Below are 19,323 nucleotides of genomic sequence, written 5' to 3' on the forward strand. Positions count from 1 at the left end.
CGCAACACGGCCAGCCACGCAAGAGTTTCTATGCTTCGCCACCATTTTCTTGTGCTTCCCGCCCTGCTCCTGCTACTCGCCAGCGCTGCGCTACAGGCCGCCGACGAAGACACCAACCTGCGGCTCAACCAGCGCATTGAGGGCAACGCCAACGTTCAGGAGCAAGAGCTGCTGGAAGGCGAGTTGGATGAGCAGCCCAGCATTACCCTCAATGGCGAAACCCTCGCCATCGGCAACAACGCCAACGATCTCGGCCGCGCGCTGTACCTGTCGCTCGGCCATCAACAATGGCAGGCCGCCAGCGCTTTTTTGCAACGCTACCGTGCCCTGCCCGACGCCGACCCCATGCTGCTGGCCTACGCCGACGGCATGTTGGCCCGCGTGCGCGGCAACTATGTCGAAGCACAAGCGCACTTTCACCAGTTGCTGACGCTGCGCCCTGAGTTTCTGCCGGGCCAGCTGGAACTGGCGCGGGTGCTGTTCGAAGATCAGCAGGACCGCGCAGCCCAGGCCCTGTTTCAGCGGATACGGGCACGGCTTCCAGCTGATGACCCGCGCGCAGAGGGCGTGCGCACCAGCGTCGGCCGTTTTCTAGCCGCACTGGATCAGCGCCAACGCTGGCAGGGCTCTATCAACCTCGGCGCGACCTGGAGCGACAACCTCAACCAAAGCTCCGAGAGCGACACCTGCCTGCTCAGTGCCGGCAGCGGCACCTGCATCGTGCGCCGCACCCTGCCCGAGGCGATCAGCGCCAGCGGCCTGGATTACGAGGCCACCCTAAACCGACGCGTCGCCCTCAGCGGCCATCACGGCGTTTACGCCCGCGCCTTGCTGTACGGCTACAGCTATCAAGACCACAGCGAGTACAACGAAAGCACGCTGATCACCAACCTGGGCTACAGCTACCGCGACGCGCGCAACCACTACAGCCTGGCGCCGAGTTTCGAGACCAACCGGGTCGGCAACGAGGCCATGTACTCAGCCTGGGGCACACGGGCCGAGTGGCTGCACACCCTAAGCCAGCGCAGCGCGTTCAAGCTGGAGGCCAACTACCGCGACCTGCGCTACCGCGAGCAGGTGTATCGCTACAACAACGGTGACAACAGCGCGTTGTACTTCACCACCTGGCACCAACTGTCGCCGCGCTGGACGCTGTTTGGCGGGCTGGACCTGAGTGAGCGGCGTACCGCAGAAAGCGCCTACGGCTATCTCCAGAGCGGTGTCAGGCTGGGGGCGTCAATGACCCTGCAGAGCGGCCTGCGTACGAGCCTGTTCAGCAGTTTCCGCCACCGCGAATACAACGACTTCAACGCGCTGCTCGGCAGCCGCCGCCGCGATGATGAGTCCAGTCACACGCTGATCATCAGTGCGCCTCGCCTGGCGCTGCTCGGTTTCACCCCCAACCTCTTGCTGAAACACACCCGGGTAAGCAGCAACATCGACTGGCTCTACTCCTATCAGCGCACACAGCTGAGCCTGCGTATGGAAAAGATTTTCTGATTGGGCAAAAAAACCTGCTCGGCCATTACGGAAACGGGGTGCCTCGTTCGTTAAGTAGATAGAGACGTTGAACAGCACCGTCACCCAACCTCATCCCCCGCATGCAAGGATCGACCATGACCTCGGCAGACATCATCACCGTGCCCCTGAGCCGCTACCTGAAAGAACAGACCACCTCGACCCACGAGAGCCTGGACCAGCGCATCATGGCGCTGGCGCCGTTCTCAAGTCACGCCCGCTTTGCCTGCTTCCTGCGTATGCAGCTGCGCCTGCACCATGCCACCGCACCGCTCTACCAGCAGCCGGAACTGCAGGCGTTGCTGCCGGGTCTAGCCGACCGCAATCGGCTGCCGGCAATCCTGCTCGACTGCGCTGATTTCGCCATCAGTCAGGAGCAGCAGGAACAAGACCGCCTGGCAGGGCAGGCAGCAGGACCGAAGAATGTCGCGCAGGCGCTGGGGTGGCTCTACACCCATGAGGGCTCGACGCTGGGTGCTGCCTTCCTGCTCAAGCAGGCCCGCGCAGAGCTGGGGCTCAGCGAAACCTTTGGTGCCCGCCATCTGGCCGGCCACAGCGGCGGTCGCGGCCTGCACTGGCGCGAATTCAAGCAGGCGCTGGACAGCCTGCCTCTGTCCGCCGAAGAGCGGGCCGAAGCGGTGACCGGTGCGCGTGACGCCTTCGCCTTTGTTCGCACGGCGGTAGAGGAGCTGATGGCAGGCCAGCAACCGGGCGCGGCGGTCTGAGCGCTATGCTGATACGCCTTGGCTGGCGCCTGCTGGCGCTGACATTCGTCGGGCTCGGCTTGATCGGTGCTGTGCTGCCGGGCATGCCCACCACCGTTTTCATGCTGCTGGCGGTCTGGGCCGCGGGCAAGGGCTGGCCGCCCCTGGCTGCTTGGCTGATCAACCACCCGCGCTTCGGGCCACCGATCCAGCAATGGCAGCAGCACCGGGCAATACCGCGCCGCGCCAAGTGGCTGGCCGCAATCAGCATGTTCGTCAGCATGCCTCTGATCTGCCTGAGCGCTCCCAGTCCCTGGGTGCAGTGGCTGGTGCCCTCCAGTATGTGTCTGGTGCTGCTCTGGCTGTGTACCCGGCCGGAGTCAACCGGCGTTGGGGTCTGAGCCACGGCAAGCCGTTATCTTGCTCAACGAGTCGACATTTCTATCGACCGGCGACCACAGGCTGGCGCATTTGCGGTAGAGTCGCCGCGCCCGAGTGAAAAACCCCGCTGGTTGACCCCGCAGCAGCGCCTGCCTGCGGCGGGCAGGGCACTTCACAGTGAACGTGAAACCTATTTCAGGAGAATACCGAGATATGAAATCCCCCCGCATCCAAGCAGCTCTGCTGAGCCTGATCGCCGCCGGCTTGCTGACAGCCACCCAGACCCACGCCTTCGGCCTGGATTCGCTCAAGTCCGCCGCCGGTGCCGCCCTCAGCGCCAACGGCCAGGGCAGCGATAACGCCGGTGCCGACACCCTGGCACAACAGCAGGACGCGCTGATGCAACGCTTCAACGCCAGCATGAACAACATGCTGACCGCCCAGGCCAAGACGCTGGAAGCCACCGGCCAGTCCGACCTCGCCAGCCGTACCCTGGCCGCTGCTGCCAACTACGCCCAAGGTGCTACCGCCGATGGTGCAACGATTGCAGCTGACACCGAACTGACCAGCAGCAACCAGGCGCTGATCCAGAGCCTGCTGTCGCAGACCGGCACCCTGAACGGCGAAAACCGCAATACCCTGGCCGAAGCCATCCCCTACTATCAGAACGGTCTGAAGGAAGGCTCCATGCTGAGCGGCGCTTTCCAGAGCTGGCTCGATAGCGCCAAGGGTAGCGCCGGTTCCCTGCTGTCCAACCCGATGGCAGCTGGTGAACTGACCAGCAGCATCAGCGAAGCCAGCACCGTCGCCCGCAATCTGCCCAGCTTGATCAATGCCTGGAGCGGTACCTCGCAGTCGTTCCTGAGCCTGGCCAACGCCAACCAGTTGGACGCCGGCCAGATCCAGTCGATCCTCGCTGCGCTCAACTGAGTTCGGCCTCGCGCTACCCGGGCGCCGTTCGTGCGCCCGGTCTTTTCCTCAACACCCTCACCCGTTGTTACAGACTGTCGCCCCGGCGACAGATCAGGCATGACACCTGTCAATAAGGTGTTAGCCCGCCCAGGCAAATCAGCCTGCTCAACAACGGAGAACAAGAAAATGGGTTTTGCTTCCAAGGTGGTATGGATCACCGGCGCCTCTTCGGGCATTGGTGAAGCGCTGGCCAAGGCCATGCTGGCGCAAGGTGCCAGCGTTATCCTGTCGGGTCGCCGGGCCGACGCACTGCAGGCACTGGCTGACACAGCACCGGACAACACACTGGTCTTGCCCTTTGAGACTACCGATTACGCTCGCCTGCCTGAGCTGGTTGAGCAAGCCTGGGCCTGGCAGGGACGCATCGACCTGCTGATCAACAACGCCGGCATCAGCCAGCGCAGCCTCGCGTTGGACACCGGCCTGCAGGTCTACCGCCAACTGATGGAGGTTGACTACCTCGCCCCGGTGGCGCTGACCCAGCTGCTATTGCCACGCCTGGTCGAACAGGGCAGCGGCCAACTGGCCGTCGTCAGCTCGGTCGCGGGCAAGATCGGCGTCCCGCTGCGCACCGGCTACTGCGGAGCCAAGCACGCGGTCGTGGGTTACTTCGAGGCGCTGCGCGCGGAGGTCGAGCAGGCTTATGGTATTGGCGTCAGTATCATCCTGCCCGGCTCGGTACGTACCGCGATCGCCGCCAACGCACTCGAAGGTGCCGGCAACGCGCGTGGTCGCTCGGATGCCAACATCGAGAACGGCATCGACCCGGATGACGCAGCGCGTACCATCCTCGACGAACTCAGCGCTGGCAAGCACGACATCATCATCGCTGAGGGCATGGAGCTGATGGCACTGCAGATGCGCGCCAGCGATCCCGAGCGCACCTTCGCGTTCACCGCCGCAGAAGGGGCCAAACTGGCGCAGCAACGGGCAGAGCTTGGCGCAGGCGCCTCTATTGATCCCAACGCCGTCAACACCTGAGCCCACAGTCTGTGGCGACTCGCTGGAGCAGCGGCTAACGTTTATGGGGAAGCGCATCACAGGTGTGATGCGCACTGCCCCTAGCGAAGGACCTGCCCGATGAAACCACTGATCCTGGCGTTACTGTGCACCGTTGCTCTGGCTGGGTGTTCAAGCGAGTACATCATCAGCACCACCAGTGGCGAGCTGATCGCCACCGACAACAAACCCAAACTCGACGAGGACACCAGCATGTACCTGTTCGAAGATGATGAAGGCCGCGAGCAGGCGATTCCTGCGTCCAGCGTCAAACAGATCATGGAGCGCTGAGCCGGGCAGTTATGCCACTCTGTCAGGCGGGATGCCCGGTAGGGCATTCTGCCGACAGGATACCAAGCACCGCCTGCCGATAGTCCGTCAGCTCGAACCAGAACGGCCCCAGCGACCGATAATCACGCTCCGGCCAGCCGCCCATCGTCCACTGCACCCAGCCTCTCTGTTCGCGTACGTCAGCGTAAAGCTGCGAACAGTCGACATCACCGCAGCCGCACCCCAGCAGCACCAGGCGGGCCGGGCGGCCTTCAGCACTGCGCTGCCAGGCAGAACGCGCATACCATGCCACGTCATCGGCCAGCAAAAAGGTATCGTCGAACGGCAGGTATCCCTGCGCCAACTCAAACTGCCGCACCAGAGCAGTCAACGGCTGGCCGTCAATCAGCACTTGCAGATGCTTGTCCTCAGCATTCCTTGCCTGGTCAGCAAGCGCGTGCCAGCGCAGTTGCAACGTGTTCACACAACTCTCCCGGTTCAGCGAAGACTCTAACGGCAAGCAGTATATCGGCCGCGCCGTTCAATGCCAGCCAGCGGAAGGCGGCGATGCCAGCACAGTACGCCTGGATACGAATAGTGGCCAGCCGAGCACTAGCCATTAGAGGTAAATTGAGGGCGATCCGTCGACATACCCGTCATGCGCGCGTATCACTCACCTACAATGCCAGGCAGGGTAACTATCCGAACAACCAAGCGCACGCGAAGACGAAAGGAGCACGCAGAAACCAATGAAGATACTCGTGGTAGACGACCACCAGTTGTTCATCGACGGAGTACGCTACCTGCTGCAACAGCTGGAGGATGAGGTCGAAGTCGTTGAATGCAACAACAGCGCGTCCGCTATCGAGTTGCTGGAGTCGCCAGCGACATTTGATCTGGTGCTGATTGATCTGGTCATGCCGGATCTCAACGGCATCTCGATTATCCAGCGCCTGCACTCACGCGGCGTCTGCCGCCCCCTGGTGGTGATGAGCGGCGAAGACAACCCACGAACCATCAAAGCGGCAATGGACGCCGGCGCACTAGGTTTTATTCCCAAGACCTTCGGCAGTAGCGCCATGCTCGACGCCCTGCGCCAGATTCTTACCGGTGAGCTATTTCTGCCAGAGGGCATGGAGCAACAAATAGCCGCCATGCCCCCTCGCCGTTCAGCGGTGGTGGGTGACATTACCCCACGCCAGCAGGTGGTGCTGGAGTTAATGGCGCTGGGCTACTCCAATCGCCAGATTGCAACCAGCCTGTTCCTGACCGAGCACACCGTCAAGGCCCACATTCGCACCCTGTTCCAGACCCTGCAGGCTGCCAACCGCACCGATTGTGTCCAACTGGCCCGACGCCGGGGGCTGCTTCAGGACACTGCCACCAGCGACAATTGATGCTGGATGGCGCCACGTAGCTCCAGCGGGCGAACCGGCTTATGCAACAGTTTCAGGCCACTCTCTTCCGCTCGCTTCAGCTGCTCTCGGCTGGTTTCGCCGGTCACCAGCAGGCCCGCAACGGGCCTGTCGATCAACGCTCGTATCTGCGCGATCGCCGCCACACCGTTGACACCGTCACCCAGATGCAGGTCCGACAGGACCAGGTCTGGTGCCCTGCCGCCAGAGCGCAAAACCTGCAGCGCATCGTCCAGGTGCTCACAGCTAAGCACGCTAAAGCGCCATCCTTTCAGCAGTGTTTCCATCGCGTTGAGCACATTGCGATCATCGTCGATTACCAGAATCAGCTTGCCTGCCGCACGCCAGCTGCTCTGCTCCTGACCTTGTTCAACCCGCCGGGCCAGCTGCGGGTTGCCCTGCGGTACGCTGAATGAAAAAACCGAACCGCGCCCCACCTCGGAGCGAAGCTGTAGCGGGTAGTCGAGCAGAGCACACAGCCGACGCACGATGGCCAGGCCGAAGCCCAGCCCCTTGTCACGTTCATCATTGCAGTGCTGCAATTGCTGAAATTCGGTGAATGCCTGTTCCTGCCGATCCGCCGGTATACCGACACCGGTATCCCAGACCTGCACCAGCACCTGGCTGCCCCGACGTCTGGCACTGATCAGGACACCACCACGGTGGGTGTAGCGAAGAGCGTTGCTGATCAGGTTGCGCATGATCCGCTCCAGCAGAGCGCGGTCTGCCAGAACGACCACATCGGGCACATGCATGCGCAGCTGCAGTTCGTGCCGCTCGGCGGTGTCCCGGTATTCTTCGCACAGGCCAGCCAGCATGGTCGCCACATCAAAATGGCTGTATTCGGGCTGAACCACGTTGGCATCTAGGCGAGACATATCGAACAGCGCATCAAACAGCTTACGCATGGCATTCAGCGATTGATCAATCCGACCAAACACCCGAACCTTCTCGCGCTCGTCCTCCACACCCTTGAGCGCATCAATGAACAACGACAGTGCATGCAGCGGCTGACGCAGGTCATGACTGGCTGTCGCCAACACCCGTGATTTGGCATGAATCGCTTCCTGCAGCGCCTCAGATTGCTGTTGCAGCTCCTCCGCCAACGCCGCTCCCTGATAGTGCAGTCGCATTTCCGAACGCACGATGCCATTGAGCTTGCGGGTGAAGGCAACCGTTGCGATCAGGGTCGCCAATACCATCAGCGCCAGCGCCATGTAAGGCAGTTCACCCAGTAACATCAGCTTGATCGCCAGCGCCAACAGAATAGGCGCACCATAGCCGTAATACAGCGGCAGCCAATGGGTACCCGACGACAGCGAACCGACGCCCAGTGTTACCAGCAGGGTCACCAGAAACAGCTGGTGCGGTGCTGACGCTTCGACGAAGAACAGAAACGCAGCCGCGACCCAGAGCAGGCCACAATAAACGGAGGTCGCCAGCAGTCCGCGATGCCAGGGCTCGGCCGTATCTGGGGTAACCTCCGCCTTGCGATAGGCACGGGTAAGCACAAAGCGGGCATAAATGCCCAGCAACAGCAGCAGGAACCAGCCCAACAACAGCAGTGGTGGCTGCCACTGCCACATGACCAGCACCACAGTCAGGGGAACCAGCACCGTAAACGCCGACCACTCACGCATCGTTACGAAGTGCGGGGCCAGTGCATCAAAGGTAATCTGTCGCTCAATCGGGTCCCTGATCGTCCGTGCCATCACACCGCCTTGTCCATGAGTTGACCGCCAAGCATAGCAGGCGGGCAACAGCGCGGCGCGTCGGTGCAAACTCGCTCAGCCGCCCACCCTGGCAGTCGCCGCCCTGCGGCGCCGTCCCGGCCGCAGTCGCCGATACCCAATCACAACACCGCTAACGCTGATCAGCATGCCACCCAGACTGAAGCCGACCATCCAAACATCCCACAATGGACGATGCTCCAGCAGCGGCAACCAGTCCCAACTGTGCAGCAGCGCAAACAGTACCCGCGAAACCCGCCGCGCCGGACTGCTTTGACCGAGCAGCGCGCCGGTCGCCGGGTCAACCTCCACCCAACGGCCATCAGCGAAACGGGCACGTAACATCGGCAAGGGTTTTGGCAGGTGCCCAAGCATGCTGTGCTCGGCGCGCGGGTAGTAATAGAAATCGTGGGCCGTTAGCCATTCGAACTGCACCTGCTGCGTTGGTGCCATGGCCGCAATCGACGCTTGCAGCAGTTCACGCGGCAGCTGCCCGACCAGCGCACCAGTCTGCAGGTCCAGCACCCGCTGCTCACCGACCGCGTTGCTTGCGCTCACCCAGTAGCGGCCAGCGATCCTCCGCCATTGCAGCTCGACCGGCTGCCAGCCACCCACCTGCAGGCGCCGCAGTATGTCGCCAACATCCGTCTGCGCAGGCGGCCCTGGCGAGCCGCTGTACGCAGCTACGGCCAGGGTTGGTGCGCGGCTGAAAATGCCCCAGGGGTTCATTGACATCAATCCGCTGAAGATCCAGCAAATCAGCAGCAATCCGGCCACCAGACCGGTAATGTGGTGCCAGCGTGCCCAGCCACGGTAGGGCGAATGACTGCCGCTGCGGTAGCGCCGTCGACGCCAGCGCAGCACACCAATGATCATGCCCAGCAGCCCCATCACGGTGGCGGCCAGCGACAGCCAGATCACGGTGTCCGTCCAGATCGGCTGCAGCGCATTACCGCGTAGCGGATACAGCCAGTGAATCCAGGTACCGACCCAGTTCCAGGCCCGTTCAGTGCCAGTAGCATCACGCACGACCGCACCGGTCTGGCTGGATACATAGATCAGCCGACGCTGTGCGTCGTGCAGCGCAATACGGTAGAGCGGCCGGTCAGCGTCCAGCGCCCGCGAGTGGGTCCAGGCATCCTCGTTGATCAGCGCTTGCAGCTCGGCCGGTGCCCCCGGCGCGAACTGGGCTGCGGCTGCCAGCGCCCGCTCCGCATCCACAGGCCCGGCAGGAATTCCTGTTCGCGCGTCAAGCACCTGCGCAACCTGGCCTGGACGTGGCAGCAGATACACCGGCTCCCCGCCGATGCTGCTCAGGACCAACCCTGCGGGCCAGTCGGCACCAGCCCTCACCGGTGCAGCACAGCAGCCCTCAACTGGCAGCGCCGGCAGGTGCGCCAGATGCTCACGAGGGGTCAGCTTGGGGTAGCCAACATAGAGCATCACCACACCCGAGAAGAACCACATGGCCATAAACAGGCACAGGGCAATGCCCAGCCAGCGATGCCATAAGTACAGATAACGTTTCATCGGGATCTCCTGACCGCCGGCCTGCACGGCCGGCGGCACGATTGCATCAGAAACGCGTCTGCAGGCTCAGCTCGACGCTGCGCGGTGCACCCAGATACAGCATGCTGCTCCCGGCCTGCCGGGCGTATACCTCATCGGTCAGGTTGCGCCCACGCAGGGTCAGCTCGGTCTCAGCGCTGAGCTGGTAACGCACATGCGCCCCAAACAGGGTATAGGACGGCACCCACAGGGTATTGGCCGAATCGGCATAGACCGAGGACACATAGCGGGTATCCAGCCCCAGCAGCCAGTCGGTGACCGGTTCCCAGGTCAGCCAGAGGTTGGCGACCCGCTTGGGTACGTTGCTCGGCCGGTTGCCCGCGTAGGACACAGCGCTGCCGCCGACGTTGGCATTAAACTCGTCGTACTCGGCATCGACCCAGGCCATGTTGCCCTCGGCGCGCACGCTGTCGGTAACCTGCAGCGCCGCTGCCAGTTCGATGCCACGGGCTGACTGCTTGCCGACCGGCAGGGTCTGACCCGGGTTGTTCGGGTCCGCGGTAGAAAGGTCTTCACGCTCCAGCTGATACAGCGACACAGTGGCCGAGCCGCGTCCGTCGAGGAAATCCAGCTTGCTGCCGATTTCCCACTGCTCGCCGGTGGTCAGGTCAAAGTCCTGCACCTGCTTGAAACTGGCAGTGGTGAGAATGCCGGACGGCGGGTCCGCCGCCGTACTGTACTGGACGTAGACGTTAGCTGCCGGCGTGAGTTGGTAGACCAGGCCCAGACGGCCGGTGGTCGGCTCGTAGTTCTGGCTGAAAAACGCCGGATTGGTCGCCGACGGCGTCTGATGGTTGGTGACCTCCAGGTCGATCCAGTCGTGACGCAGGGCGCTGATCAGCGCCAGCCGGTCGGTCAGCTCGGTGCGATTTTCCAGGTACAGTGCCCAGGTATCCACCTCGTTGGTGCGCTGCGGATCGTGGCCGGGGGTCATACCGGGAATATCGTAGAACTGGCCCGGATTGAAGTGATCCGGGTCCACCACATCAAATACCGCCGAGATCGAGCGCGGGTAGCGGGTCTGCACGTTGTGGCTGTAGTCCAGCCCCAGCGACCAGTCGCTGCGCCGTGACCAGAGCATGCCCTCATGCAACAGGTCGACGCGGTTGCCGTTCAGCTCCTGATCGTGACGCTGCAGCAATGCAGAGGACCGGCTGATCTGGCTGTTGTCGGCGGTGTAGGTGTAACGCTCCAGATTGCGGTAATCACGCTCGGTGTTGTAGTGGTAATAGGTATTGCGCAGGCGGGTCTGGTCACTCAGCTGATACTCGGTGATCGAGCGCAGCCAGCGCACCCGCTGCTCGTAACGTCCGTCCTCGACGTTGTAGTTCTCAAAACGACGACTGTCATCGACCTTCATCTCGCCACCCAGCGGCTGCAGCGCCGGGGTGCCCCAGTAGGGACTGTCGACCTGCTCGTTCTGATACTCCAGCGCCAGGGTATGCGACAGCCGTTCGTTGAAATCGGTGCGTAACGACAGCGCGCCGGTAAAGGCGCTGCGCTCTTCGCGGTCAGCCCAACCGTTGCTGTCGGTCTGGCTGATATCCAGCCGCAGCGTATTGCGCACGGGCCCCTCGGTCAGCAGTTGATTGACGCCCAGCGCCAACTCACGGCTGTCAAAGCTGCCATAGCGGATGCGCGCCTCGCGAAACGACTCGCTCGGGTCGGCCAGTTTGGTGATGTAGTTGATTGAGCCGCCAACCCCGCCGGCGCCATTGAGAAAGCTGGAAGCGCCGCCGATGGCCTCAACGCGGTCAAAGATCCAGCTGTCGACCGGGCGGGCGGCGATGCTGTCGTACTGCACGGTGATGCCGTTGAACATCTGCGTCACCTGCGCGCCGGTAAAGCCGCGCCAGGACACAAAACCGGCCTGGCCGGGCGGCGACGCAGCGGTGACACCCGGCACGCCGGAGAGAATATCCTGAGTATCCAGCGCATCACGCTGTTCGATTTGCTCACGGCCAACCACGCTGACCGAGGCGGGGGTTTCCCGCGGCGTCAGCCCAAGCCGCGAACCAGACTCGGCAGGGGTATCAAGTTGCAGGTCGGTGGTCCGATGAACCTTGCCGGTTACGATCAGGGTCGGCAGGTCGGTGGCGTTTTCAGCGTGCACAAGCAAAGCAGGGGCGCACAGCAGTACGCCGCAAAGGGAATATCGCGAATATTTCATTGGTATTGTCCTGACAGAAACACAAGCTCGCCGACGCAACACAACGGCGCAGGCGAGACACAGGGTGGCGTCGAATAAACGCCGGATAGGTCAGAACAACGGAGAGGCGCGAGGGTTGGCCGGAGGCCAGGCGTGACGCGGTGACACGCGGCGGAACACCGAGCGCACCATGGGCAAACGGGGGCGGCGCAGCAGCCGCAACCAGAACATGGCAAACAGCAGGCCGATTGCCAGGTTGACACCACCGCAGACCGGACAGCTGAAGCTCATCATGGCCGCAGCATCGGCCGCCCCATCCTCCGCGGCCAGATCAATCGAGGCACTGCCAAGCGAACAAAACACCACGCCCGCGCCACTGAGCTGCATGCCCAGCATCTGCCCGTGCAGCAGACCACAGGTCGGCACATTGAGCAGGATGCTGACGTACAGCAACCAGGTAAACAGAGATCGATGGGGGTGGGTCGAGAACATGCGGCGAAGTCTAGCAGCGCGATGCACAGAGCGGAATGGCGGCGATGTCGCAGCCGGTCACCAAGGCAGCGCCCGACCGCAGGCGGGCGCGGAACGATGAAAATCAGAAGCGGCTGAAAATATCGCTGACAAATACAGCCGGGATACCGGCAAAGGAAGGCGTCGGCAGATCAGACTGCTCAGAAACGATCAGGGTGGCGGCACTGAAGGCCACCGCAAGCACAGCGGGCATCAGCCATGCGGAATAGCGACGAGTCATGTCGTTCTCCTTGCATGCCTCCCGTAGGGGCACACGTATATTGTTGTTATTCGCGAAAAACAGTCTGTTGCAGAAAACGCCACTCGTCCAGCAAAAAATGATACCAATTGTCGGATCGGCTCAGCACCGGCCCTGTTCTAGAGGGTGTCACGCAGCAACCGCAGGCCATTGAAGACCACCAGCAGGCTCACCCCCATGTCGGCAAACACGGCCATCCACATGGTCGCCGACCCGGCCAGCGTCAGGCCGACAAACACCGCCTTTATACCCAGCGCCAGCCAGATGTTCTGGCGCAGCACCCGCAGGGTCCGGCGGGAAAGACGAATGAAGGCCGGCAGTTTACGCAGATCGTCATCCATCAAGGCGACATCAGCGGTCTCGATGGCCGTATCACTGCCGGCAGCGGCCATGGCAAAACCGATATCGGCCGCTGCCAGCGCGGGCGTATCGTTGATACCGTCGCCGACCATGGCGACCCGCCGGCCCGCATTGCTCGCCTGGCGAATCAAGGCAAGCTTGTCGTCGGGCAGCAGGTTGCCGTGAGCGGTGTCGATCCCGACCTGGGTTGCAATGGCCTGTACCGTCGGGGCGTTGTCACCACTTAGGATCATGCTCTCAACACCCAGCGCATGGAGCTCGCGTATGGCGTCACGGCTGCCCAGCTTGAGCGTATCCGCCACGGCAAACAAACCGAGCGCCTGTTGCTCGCTGCATAGCAACACCAGCGACTTGCCCTCGCGCTCCAGCTGGCTCAGACGATCCTGAATGTCGCTGGTCATCAACCCGCGACCAACCGCGAGCCGCGCATTACCAAGGTAATAGCGCTCACCGTTGAGCAGGCCGCTGACACCCTGACCCGGTATCGCTGTAAAAGCGTCCACCTCCAGCAGTGGCTGCTGATTGGCACTGGCCAGCGCACGGGAGACCGGGTGGTCCGACCGCGCTGCCAGGCTCGCCGCCAACTGCTGAGCACGCTCGGCATTGCCCCCTGCAAGCAGCTCAAAATCGGTCTGGACCGGGCGCCCCTCGGTCAAGGTGCCCGTCTTGTCGAGCGCAATCAGATTGAGCTGTCCGCCCTGCTCCAGATGCACCCCACCCTTGATCAGCAGGCCGCGACGAGCCCCCGCCGCAAGCGCACTGACAATAGTTACCGGGGTCGATATGACCAGCGCACAGGGGCACGCCACAACCAGCAGAACCAAGGCCCGATAGATCCAGTCATACCAGCCGCCCCCCAGAAATAGCGGTGGCAGCACGGCCATTAGTAGCGCTAGCAGGCAGACGGCCGGGGTGTAAAGGGCAGCAAAGCGATCGACAAAACGCTGGGTCGGGGCCTGTTCACTTTGCGCCTGCTCCACCGCGTGAATGATGCGCGCCAGCGTGGTCTGTCCGGCAGCCGCAGTAACTCGGTATTCGAGCGTGCCATTCTGGTTGATGGTGCCGGCAAAGACGCTGTCACCGGTCTGCTTCTCAACCGGCATGCTCTCGCCGGTGATCGGCGCCTGATTGACCGTCGAACGCCCGCCAACCACGGTACCGTCGAGCGCAACCCGCTCACCCGGCCGCACCCGAACGCGCGCGCCAACCGCAATCTCCGTTGCGGCAATACCGCGCCAGCTGCCATCCTCCTGCTGCACACTGGCCTGCTCGGGGGCGAGCGCCAACAGCCCACTGATAGCGTCGCGAGCTCGTCCCAGCGAGCGAGCTTCAATGTGCTCGGCAATCGCAAACAGCACCATCACCATCGCCGCTTCCGGCCACTGGCCGATCAACACAGCGCCGGTGACGGCGATGCTCATCAGCGCATTGATATTGAGCGTCCGGTGGCGCAGGGCGACCCAGCCCTTGCGGTAGGTTTCAACCCCGCTAATCAGGATCGCCAACAGCGCCAGGGCCGCACCCAGCCAGGCCGCACCGCCAGCAAAATGCACCACTTCGGCAGCCAGCGCTACAACACCGGCCAGCGCCAACGGCCACCAGGGCTTGTGCTGTGTCGGCTCCGGACGCGCATCGTCAACCAGCAGCCGCGGGCTGAACCCCAGCTCGCGAATCGCCGCGATAACGGCCTCGCGCCGCTCCGGCATGTGACTCACTGACAGCACCCGCTGCAACAGATTGAACTGCAGCGCACCAACCCCGGTCATGCCCGTCAGTTGCTGCCGGATCAAGCGTTCTTCGGTCGGGCAATCCATCTGCTCGATATGGATGCGGCTGACCTGCTCCCCCGCCGCGGGCGTGAGCGCCTGCTCCGGTGATGCGGGTTGAGCGGCACAGCAACGGCTGGCAGGGGTAGCGTGATCATGTGAGTGGTGGGCGGACATGTGACCTCCGGGCAACTTTGAGGCACAGTAGAAACCCTATAGCCACTACAGAGTCAAGAACTCAGGAGACGTCTGTGAAAATCGGCGAACTGGCAAGGCGAACAGACTGCACCGTCGAGACCATCCGCTACTACGAACGCGAAGGCCTGTTGCCCGAACCGCAACGCAGCGAAGGGAACTATCGGCAATATGGCGAACGCCATGTCGAGCAGCTGGTGTTCATCCGCAACTGTCGCCTGCTCGACATGACCCACGTCGAGATTCGGGAACTACTGCAGCTTCGCCGCCAGCCCAATGCCAGCTGTGGCAATGTCAACGGCCTGATTGATGCGCATATCGGTCATGTCAGCGAGCGCATCGCCGCCCTGAGCCTGCTGCAACAGCAACTGGTCGAGCTGCGTCAGCAGTGCCGGGAGGGTAATGACGTCGACCACTGCGGCATCATCGCCCAGTTGGAAACCAGCGGCAGCGTGAGCCCGCCCGAGGCGGACTCGCATGTTGGCCGCAGCCACCGGCACTGACACTTAGGCAAGCCCTGATCAATTCCACTCGCCCAGCGGGGTGTCCAGGCTTAGACTGTGGTTGCCTGACGCTCCAGCTCGGTGCGCAGCTGCGGGTCCAGCCGCAGCTGACTGGCCAGCTCCTGTAGATAGGCACGCTCCATGAAGTTCTGCTCATCGACGACCAACAGACTGGCCAGATACATCTCGGCCGCCATCTCTGGTGTCTGCGCTGCCTGAGCGATTTCGACCGGGTCCAGCGGTTTGCGCAGCTCGGCGTCGAACCAGGCGTGCAGTTGCGCATCGCCGGTCAGCTTGGCAATCTCGCCATCGATCAGCTCGCGCTCACGATCATCGATATGGCCATCGGCCTTGGCCGCCCCAATCAGCGCCCGCAAAATCCCATGGCTGTGCTGCTCAGCCTGCGGCGCAGGCAGCCGATCAACGGTCTGCGGCTCGCCTTGCGGCGCACTGCTACTGTTTTGTTGCCAGTGCTGCCAAGCCTTGTAGGCCACCACGCCGAGTGCCGCCAAACCACCATATTTGACCGCCTTGCCGCCAATCTTGCGTGCCTTCTTGCTCCCCAACAGCAGGCCCACGGCGCCGGCTGCCAGCGCACCGCCACCCGCACCGGACAGCAGGCTGCCAAGCTGGCCGGTGCCAGACTTGCCCTGGTTATCTGCGGTGCCGGAAAGCGCGCCACCGGCTGACTTCAACAACTGATCAAGCAGACTCTGGGTGTTCATTTACGTCTCCGCTATTGGCATCTCGTTTGCTTCGACCACAGGAGCAACGCGGGGGTCCTGACGGCCAAGCCACACTTTGTTGCGGTATTTTTCCGCACGCTGGCAGCCAGTGTGGATAACTTGGGCTTAACTGGACCTTAATACCGCTACCACCGGGGGAACATGGATGGACGACAACAAAGGCAAGACGTTGCTGGTGCTGGGCGGCAGCGGCCTGGTCGGCATGGAAATACTGCGTCAGGCGCTCGCCAACCCGGCGATCAGCCGCGTTATCGCGCCAACCCGATCGCCGCTGTCGATGGCGGTCAGACACTTCGCGCACCTGGAAAACCCGCAGGTTGACTTCAGCGCACTGCCCGAGGACGCCGACTGGTGGCAAGCTGATGCGGCAGTCTGCGCGCTGGGCACCACCCGCCAGCAGGCAGGTTCCAGGGATGCCTTTCGCGCGGTTGACCGCGGCTACGTCACTGCCTGTGCACGCCACGCTCGCCGCGCGGGCACGCGCACCTTCGTGCTCAATTCATCCCTGGGCGCCAGCCCGCGCTCGGGGTCGTTCTACCTGCGAGTCAAGGGTGAGGTGGAGCAGGACCTGACGTCGATGGACTTCCGCTCACTGACGCTGGTACGGCCCTCGCTACTCGACGGTGCCCGTTCGCAGGACCGCCCGGCCGAGCTGGTTGGGCTACTGTTGTCGCGGACCTTCAAGCCAGTGATTCCCAAGCGCCTGCGCGCAGTCCGAGCCAGTGACGTCGCTGCGGCCATGTTGCAGGCCGCGCTGATGGCGCCAAGCGGCAGACATGTCATCGAATCGGATGCCATCGCCCGTCGGCATTGATGACTGAAGCACATTGTGGACCGCCCGTTCTGCGGTTCTGCCGGGTCGATCAGTAATGGCGCTTTGATTTCACTGTATACTTGCGCGCAACGTCTAGACTGGTTAATGCAACTCAACAGCAGGAATACAGCGTAATCATGATCGTCTACAGCAACACACGCTTTCTGGTAGTCGATGACTTCAGCGACTTTCGCTCGTCGGTGAAGGCCATGCTGACCCAGATGGGGGCGCAGCATATCGACCTTGCAGCCAGTGGCGCAGAGACGGTCGCGCTGTGCAACAAGTCCCGCTACGACATCATTTTGCACGACTACAATCTGGGCGACGGCAAAAACGGCCAGCAGGTACTGGAAGAATTGCACCAGGCCAAGCTGATCGGGCCGCACTGCATCTTCGTCATGGTGACCGCCGAGAGCAGCCAGGCCATGGTGATGGCAGCGCTGGAATATGAACCCGATGCCTATCTGACCAAACCCTTCAACCGCGCCAGCCTACAGCAGCGGCTGGACCGCCTGGTCGAACGCAAGCAGCTCCTGGCACCGATACTCGACGCCCTCGCAGCAAACAACCAGGCCGGTGTCTTGCAGGCCTGCGATAGCCTGCTGCAACGCCAACCTCGCCTGGCACCGTTATGCCAGCGCTACCGCGCCAAGGCGCTTGCCGCCCTGGGACGAAGCGCCGACCTTGAGGCCATGCTGCAGGCAATCATCGACGAGCGGCCGCTACCCTGGGCGCTGGTCATGCTGGCCGATCACCTGCTCGACAACAATGACATCGACCGCGCAGAGGCGCTGTACGAGCAGGGCGTCAGCCTGTTCCCGATGCTGCCGACCCTGTACGACGGACTTGCGCGAGCCAAGCAGTTGCGCGGTGAGCAGCTCAAGGCCCAGGTGTTTCTTGAGCAGGCGGTAAAGATCTCACCCAACAACCCGCAGCGTCAGGCCGAGCTGGGCCGCGTGGCCCGGGCAAATCAGGACCCGGATCGCGCGGTGCGCGCCTTCCGTCAGGCAGTCAACCTTGGGCGTCACTCGGCGTTTCGCGACCCCGAGCACCACCTGAATCTGGCCGACAGCCTCTGCGCCCAGGCCGGTGACGCCGCGCCGGGCCCGAAGGTGCTGCTGGAAATCCGTCAGACCATGGACGACATGCACAACGGCTGGCGCGACAACGACGGCCTGGCCGCGCGTGGCGAGCTGCTGCAAGCCTCTGCCCTCAAACGCGCAGGCAAGACAGCCGAAGCCGAACAACTGGCCAGCAGCGCCGCCGAGCGGTTGAGCACGCTGGACGATTTCTTCTCCGCCGACACGGCACTGCAGGTCGCAGCCCAGCTACGCGCACTGGGTCAGAACGCACAGGCCGATCAGATGCTCAGCAGCTGCGTCGAAATTTACGGCGACGATCCCAAGGTCATGGCTGGCATTGCCGAACAGACCAGCGACCCGGACATTCTGCGCAGCGGCGATCAGGCAATGGAACTGAACCGCCAGGGCATGGCGCTGTACCAGAAGAAGCACTTCCCCGAAGCACTGGAAGCGTTCCGCAGCGCGCTGGCGCTGCAACCGCGCAATATCAGCTACGCGCTGAACACCGCCCAGTCGCTGCTGCGCCTGCTGTTGAGCAACCCGGACGAAGCCCTGCGCGAGGAGTGCCTGGACTGCCTCAGCCGGGTACGCAACATGCCCGCCAGCGACGCTCGCTTTGAACGCTATACCAAGCTGCGGGAAAAGGCCGAGTCGCTATGAGCGAGCAACCTGAAGAGCAGTCGCTCGACTTCTCCACCGTCATCGCCTCCACGGTGCATGACATGAAGAACTCGCTGGGGCTGCTCATGCAGTCCTACGGGCAACTGGTCGAGCGCCTGCCCGCCAATGAACAGGACAGCCCCGAGCGTGGCGTCATCGAGTACGAGTTCCTGCGACTCAACGGCATGCTGGTGCAAATGCTTGGGCTGTACAAACTCGGGGTCAACCAGCTGCCCCTGCGGCCCAGCTACCTCGATGTCGAGGAGTTTCTGGAAGATCAACTGGCCCGCCACGACGACATTCTGCGCTCACGCCACATCCAGGGCAGCTACGAGGTTGACGAGTTCGGCTTGATGGGTTTCTTTGACGCCGAGCTGGTCGGCTCGGTGGTCGGCAATGTAATCAACAACGCAATCCGTTACACCCGCTCGGCGATCCACTTGCGCGCGGGCCTGGATGGCGAACAACTGGTGATCACCATCAGCGACGATGGCAGCGGTTACCCCGCTGCGATGCTGGAGAACCAGTCCGATTATATTCTGGGGATCAACATGAGCACCGGCAGCACTGGCCTGGGCCTCTACTTCGGCGGGCGCATCGCTCAACTGCACCAGCGCAGCGGCATTACCGGACGTATAGCCCTGAGCAACGGTGGCGAGCTCGGTGGTGGCGAGTTTCGCATCTGGCTGCCTTGAGTGGCGGTGACGCCTACACCTGCTTC

General features: G+C 62.8%; 19 protein-coding genes. 11 read left to right on the forward strand and 8 right to left on the reverse strand.

The genetic code is table 11. The features are described 5' to 3' along the window. Positions 1–30: 30 nt before the first annotated feature. The 6 genes from C1949_RS13910 (at position 31) to C1949_RS13935 (ending at position 4,865) form a co-directional block, all read left to right on the forward strand. Positions 31–1,500 carry a surface lipoprotein assembly modifier gene (locus C1949_RS13910; RefSeq protein WP_104739083.1) on the forward strand — a complete coding sequence of 490 codons (1,470 nt, stop codon included), beginning with the start codon at positions 31–33 and terminating at the stop codon, positions 1,498–1,500. Positions 1,501–1,616: 116 nt separating this feature from the next. Then, positions 1,617–2,243, forward strand: coding sequence for a biliverdin-producing heme oxygenase (locus C1949_RS13915; RefSeq protein ID WP_104739084.1), 627 nt, complete (start codon positions 1,617–1,619; stop codon positions 2,241–2,243). A 5-nt stretch (positions 2,244–2,248) separates the two neighbouring features. Then, positions 2,249–2,623, forward strand: a complete 375-nt coding sequence (locus tag C1949_RS13920) for a YbaN family protein (protein ID WP_188656544.1) — start codon at positions 2,249–2,251, stop codon at positions 2,621–2,623. Between the two features lie 193 nt (positions 2,624–2,816). Further along, positions 2,817–3,533, forward strand: a complete 717-nt coding sequence (locus C1949_RS13925; RefSeq protein ID WP_104739085.1) for a hypothetical protein — start codon at positions 2,817–2,819, stop codon at positions 3,531–3,533. Positions 3,534–3,701: 168 nt separating this feature from the next. Further along, on the forward strand, positions 3,702–4,556 hold the full coding sequence (locus C1949_RS13930; protein WP_104739086.1) for an SDR family NAD(P)-dependent oxidoreductase: 855 nt from the start codon (positions 3,702–3,704) through the stop codon (positions 4,554–4,556). 99 nt (positions 4,557–4,655) lie between these two features. Further along, positions 4,656–4,865, forward strand: coding sequence for a YgdI/YgdR family lipoprotein (locus C1949_RS13935; RefSeq protein WP_104739087.1), 210 nt, complete (start codon positions 4,656–4,658; stop codon positions 4,863–4,865). Positions 4,866–4,887: 22 nt separating this feature from the next. Here the strand turns inward: C1949_RS13935 and C1949_RS13940 are convergent, their stop codons facing one another. After that, positions 4,888–5,328 carry a hypothetical protein gene (locus C1949_RS13940; RefSeq protein WP_104739088.1) on the reverse strand — a complete coding sequence of 147 codons (441 nt, stop codon included), beginning with the start codon at positions 5,326–5,328 and terminating at the stop codon, positions 4,888–4,890. Positions 5,329–5,593: 265 nt separating this feature from the next. Here C1949_RS13940 and C1949_RS13945 point away from each other — a divergent pair, with 265 nt between their 5' ends. Then, positions 5,594–6,241, forward strand: a complete 648-nt coding sequence (locus C1949_RS13945) for a response regulator (protein ID WP_170063082.1) — start codon at positions 5,594–5,596, stop codon at positions 6,239–6,241. Here C1949_RS13945 and C1949_RS13950 read toward each other — a convergent pair. The 6 genes from C1949_RS13950 to C1949_RS13970 all read right to left on the reverse strand — a co-directional run bounded on the left by C1949_RS13950 (position 6,214) and on the right by C1949_RS13970 (position 14,779). Continuing rightward, a complete protein-coding gene (locus tag C1949_RS13950; RefSeq protein ID WP_104739089.1) occupies positions 6,214–7,971 on the reverse strand; it encodes a hybrid sensor histidine kinase/response regulator in 1,758 nt (585 codons plus the stop codon). The two genes, C1949_RS13945 and C1949_RS13950, sit on opposite strands and share 28 nt — an antisense overlap. Before the next feature lie 75 nt (positions 7,972–8,046). Beyond that, complete coding sequence (locus tag C1949_RS13955; protein WP_104739090.1) at positions 8,047–9,519, reverse strand: PepSY domain-containing protein; 1,473 nt, start codon at positions 9,517–9,519, stop codon at positions 8,047–8,049. A gap of 46 nt (positions 9,520–9,565) precedes the next feature. Continuing rightward, a complete protein-coding gene (locus C1949_RS13960; RefSeq protein ID WP_104739091.1) occupies positions 9,566–11,728 on the reverse strand; it encodes a TonB-dependent receptor in 2,163 nt (720 codons plus the stop codon). Positions 11,729–11,818: 90 nt separating this feature from the next. Next, entirely contained in the window at positions 11,819–12,199 is a 381-nt protein-coding gene (locus C1949_RS13965; protein ID WP_104739092.1) for a DUF2946 family protein, read from the reverse strand. A 103-nt stretch (positions 12,200–12,302) separates the two neighbouring features. Further along, entirely contained in the window at positions 12,303–12,458 is a 156-nt protein-coding gene (locus tag C1949_RS19440) for a hypothetical protein (protein ID WP_170063083.1), read from the reverse strand. Positions 12,459–12,595: 137 nt separating this feature from the next. Next, positions 12,596–14,779 carry a heavy metal translocating P-type ATPase gene (locus tag C1949_RS13970; RefSeq protein WP_104739093.1) on the reverse strand — a complete coding sequence of 728 codons (2,184 nt, stop codon included), beginning with the start codon at positions 14,777–14,779 and terminating at the stop codon, positions 12,596–12,598. Positions 14,780–14,853: 74 nt separating this feature from the next. Here C1949_RS13970 and cadR point away from each other — a divergent pair, with 74 nt between their 5' ends. Then, entirely contained in the window at positions 14,854–15,300 is a 447-nt protein-coding gene (gene cadR, locus C1949_RS13975; RefSeq protein WP_104739094.1) for a Cd(II)/Pb(II)-responsive transcriptional regulator, read from the forward strand. 50 nt (positions 15,301–15,350) lie between these two features. Here cadR and C1949_RS13980 read toward each other — a convergent pair whose 3' ends face one another. After that, positions 15,351–16,025 (reverse strand): tellurite resistance TerB family protein, encoded by a 675-nt coding sequence (locus C1949_RS13980; RefSeq protein ID WP_104739095.1) that lies wholly within the window; start codon positions 16,023–16,025, stop codon positions 15,351–15,353. Between the two features lie 166 nt (positions 16,026–16,191). Here C1949_RS13980 and C1949_RS13985 point away from each other — a divergent pair, with 166 nt between their 5' ends. The 3 genes from C1949_RS13985 (at position 16,192) to C1949_RS13995 (ending at position 19,297) form a co-directional block, all read left to right on the forward strand. After that, complete coding sequence (locus C1949_RS13985; RefSeq protein ID WP_104739096.1) at positions 16,192–16,860, forward strand: NAD(P)H-binding protein; 669 nt, start codon at positions 16,192–16,194, stop codon at positions 16,858–16,860. 137 nt (positions 16,861–16,997) lie between these two features. Further along, positions 16,998–18,602 (forward strand): tetratricopeptide repeat-containing response regulator, encoded by a 1,605-nt coding sequence (locus C1949_RS13990; RefSeq protein ID WP_104739097.1) that lies wholly within the window; start codon positions 16,998–17,000, stop codon positions 18,600–18,602. Next, complete coding sequence (locus C1949_RS13995; RefSeq protein ID WP_104739098.1) at positions 18,599–19,297, forward strand: sensor histidine kinase; 699 nt, start codon at positions 18,599–18,601, stop codon at positions 19,295–19,297. Before C1949_RS13990 ends, C1949_RS13995 begins: the two co-directional genes overlap by 4 nt. Positions 19,298–19,323: the final 26 nt, after the last annotated feature.

It is taken from the genome of Halopseudomonas oceani (genome assembly GCF_002903165.1).
Taxonomy (GTDB): domain Bacteria; phylum Pseudomonadota; class Gammaproteobacteria; order Pseudomonadales; family Pseudomonadaceae; genus Halopseudomonas; species Halopseudomonas oceani.